This is a genomic window from uncultured Campylobacter sp., assembly GCF_937890585.1.
Taxonomy (GTDB): Bacteria; Campylobacterota; Campylobacteria; order Campylobacterales; family Campylobacteraceae; genus Campylobacter_A.
Genome location: NZ_CALACG010000242.1, coordinates 1 through 3392 on the forward strand (window position 1 = coordinate 1; position 3392 = coordinate 3392).

The following is a 3392-nucleotide window of genomic DNA, read 5'->3' on the forward strand; positions in this document are numbered from 1 at the left end:
TTTTTATCTCTTAAATTTAATGTTTTAGGTCTAGCTTTGCCTAGACCTTTTTAAATTTAAACCAAGTAAATTTAGCCAGTCACGCTTTTAAAACTATCTTTAAATTTAGCCTACTCAAATATATTTTTATGCAAAATTTCTTCTAACACAACCGTGGCGTATGAGCCCTTTTGAAGTGTGAAATTTAAGCTAAAGTGGGCATTTTCTTCGTTGTATTTGTAGCTTGTATTTTCTAGATACGCCCAGTTAAAGCGCCTTGAGCCAGCGATCTTTGAAGTAAGCGAAAAAGCCTCAGCAAAAATTTCATCCTCAAGCTCTTTTGCCATGCCACTTGCTTCATAGGCCTTTGCGCCGACAATGAGACCAAGGCTTGTGATATCACGCCTAGCAAATCTTTGCGCCTCTTGATCTAAATTTTCACACAAAAAGAGCCTGCCAAATGGATAGTGCCCCAAGACCTCTCCAGGAAGCAGCTTAAAAAAGCTCTCCTGCGCCTTCATAGCCTTTAGATCATCTTTGCTAAAGTTTTTATAAATTTCGCCTAGCTCATTTAGACTAAAGTCGCTTACAAACCTTGAAATTTCAACCCTTTTGCTAAGATAGCGGTTGAAAAGGTCACTTTGATAGGCTGAGATCAAAAAGTCATTTAGCTTTACATTTTTGCTCTTTTTACCATTTATCGTGCCGTTTTTAAGTAGCTCCAGCCCAGCCCTAGCATTATCACCAAATTTACCAAAACGCTGATAGCCAAAGTAGTTTGCATAGCCCATTTTATCGATGCTGGTAAATGCCTGCTCGAGCTTTTTAGCGCTACTTGGCAGCACCTTTTTTAGGCGGATGAAAAAGCTATTGCCCTTTAGATGTCCGATGCGAAGCTTGTTCTTATGCACGTTTAGGTTTAAAATTTTCATCTTTTCATGGCTAAAGTTTGCAAGCGCGCTCTCAAATTTACGAGGCATAGAGATAAACTGCGTAGTCATCCCCTGCTTGTCCTTTAGTCCAGCATAGCCAAAGTCTCGCATCTTAGCCCCTGTAACCTCGCTTAAGGCGTGCAAAGCGTCGCTTGTCGTCATATCTTTTTTAGAAATTTCAACGATCAAATGCTCGCCGTCACCGCTAAATTCATAAAGCGGTATCTCGCGCACGACAAAATCATCTGAATTTTTAGAAAAATATGCCTCGATGGGCGCATGAGTTAGCGCATATAGCGGCTTAAAAGTGGTGGCTTCTTGCATTTTGTCTTAACCTTTTGTGTGAAATTTTGGCAAAAATCGTGATCTTTGTCCTAGTTTTTGCGGCGATCCTTTTTATAGCGCTTAAATTTTTAGGGCTAAAGGTAAATAAAACCTCGTACTCCTCGCCACTACTAAGCTCAAATTTGCTTAGCTTTTTTGTAAATTTAGCGCCCTTTTTGCTAGCCTTTAAAAGCTTGCCAAGGTCGGTATTTAGCCCGTCTGAGATATCCATAGCAGAGTTTATAAGATGAGCTGCTTTGTAAAAAAATTTATCTCTTAAAACTGGCTTTTTAAAGCGTGAGTTTTTTGAAATTTGAGCCAGTCTTAGAAGCGAATTTAGCCCCTTTTTGCTGCCTCCAAGCTTGCCAGTAAATGCGACTAGATCGCCAAATTTAGCATTTTTCCTAAGCACAGCCCTGCCCTTTAGCTCGCCGATCACGCTAACGCTTATGTTTAAAATGGGGCTACTTATCGTATCGCCGCCTATTATCTTTACGCCAAACTCCTCGCACGCCCTATTTATGCCGCTAGTTAGCTCGCTGATCTGGCGCGGCGTGAAGCCTTTTGGCAGGCTAAGCCCTAGAAGGGCAAATTTTGGCTTAGCGTTCATCACGACCGTGTCTGAGAAATTTACGATCATCGCCTTGTAGCCGATCTCTGCAAGGCTTAGCCAGCCAAGCTTAAAGTGCGAATTTTGTGCAAAAATATCCTTGCTAAAGACCATTTTGCCGGCAACCGCCGCATCATCGCCGATATATTCGTTACTAAAGCATGCAATCGTAAAATTTTCTTTATCCATTGAGCTATTATAATGAAACTCCTTTTAAATTTAGGATAAAATAAGCCCAAAAAAAGGATAGAGATGCAAAGAGTTGAGATTTTTAGATTTGACGCAAAAAGAGATGTTTTGGCATATTTTAAGCCCTATTTTTTAGAGATTTCAGACTTTGCAAACTTAAACGAGCTTTTTACCCACGTAAAGAGCATAGACCCCTACTTTAGCCCATTTGAAGGCTTTGTCAAGGTAAATGACGTCGTAGTTAGTACCACCCAACCACTTGCAAATTTAGCTCAAAAATTTAGAGACGAGCTTTGCATAGCCCCGCTTAGCCAAAAAAGAGCGGTTTTAGATCTTGCCATAAATGATGATGACTTTTGGGCTAAATTTGAGCCATTTGCTAGCTTTTGCAAAAGGGTCGACAAAGAGCTTTACGCTAGCTTTAAGCCCTATTTTTACGCTGATTTTGTGAGAGAGTACGAGCCAAATTTTATAGGAGCTGCCGCGATAATGCTAGCTCACCATCTTTACAAAAACGATAAAAATGATGAAATTTTAAAGCTAGCTGGCGCTAAAAATGGCGTCTTAATAGCCTGCGAGCTTGATGATCTACTCTTTGAAGGTAGCGAAAATTACAACGAAGCGATTGATTTTTTCAAAGAAATTTTAGGCGTAAAAGCTGCGCCAAAATATGAAAACGAGCTTAAAAAGATAGAAAAACTTAGTAAATTTAAAGAGTTTAAGATAGCCATAAAAGATAAACTGCCAGCAAATTTAAGCGCATACAAGGCAAATTTTATAGAGCTAGATCTAAAAATTCCTTGTGGATATGATCTTTTAAAGGTCGATGAAGAGCTAGCTTGCAAGCTTGCTAGCGATACCCTCTTTGCTGCATTTGACAGTGGGGCTGATTTTTTACTAGCTAGTAACGAGGCTGAGTTTCATATCTTTGATACGCTAGCAAAAAAGCTTGAAAAAAGTGCCAACAGAAGCTTGCAAGACTTTTATATCTTAAGAGCGAGCGAGCTAATGGCGCTTGAAAATGGCGAGATACCAAGCAGTCTAAAAGAGCATGTTTTAAAAGTAGGCCTAGTAAATTTGTGAGCTACTTAAATTTGATCTAAAACGCAAGAGTAAGATAAAAGATGCTGTGAGTGCTAGGCTGGCAACAAAACGGACGACCACGCGAGCCTAAAACAACCCAAAAGCACATTTAAAAAACTAAATAGCCAAGTTGTGATTTAACTATTAGATTTTTAAATTTAAGAGTTTTAAAATCAGCTGCAAGGCTATCAAATTTAAATTTCCTGTACGATATTTTTTAAAGCTAGTAAAACTAACAAATTTTGATTTATAGCAAAGCTACAGCTCCAAAAGCA

General features: G+C 39.2%; 3 protein-coding genes. 1 reads left to right on the forward strand and 2 read right to left on the reverse strand.

Annotation, left to right across the window (positions count from 1 at the left end):
- Positions 1-110: 110 nt before the first annotated feature.
- Positions 111-1235 carry a tRNA pseudouridine(13) synthase TruD gene (gene truD, locus Q0296_RS07235; protein WP_298038682.1) on the reverse strand — a complete coding sequence of 375 codons (1125 nt, stop codon included), beginning with the start codon at positions 1233-1235 and terminating at the stop codon, positions 111-113.
- Complete coding sequence (locus Q0296_RS07240; protein WP_298038684.1) at positions 1213-2034, reverse strand: thiamine-phosphate kinase; 822 nt, start codon at positions 2032-2034, stop codon at positions 1213-1215. The genes truD and Q0296_RS07240 overlap by 23 nt, the downstream gene beginning before the upstream one ends.
- Positions 2035-2097: 63 nt before the next feature.
- On the opposite strand from Q0296_RS07240, the gene Q0296_RS07245 reads away from it, so the two are divergent.
- Entirely contained in the window at positions 2098-3117 is a 1020-nt protein-coding gene (locus tag Q0296_RS07245) for a hypothetical protein (protein WP_298038685.1), read from the forward strand.
- Positions 3118-3392: the final 275 nt, after the last annotated feature.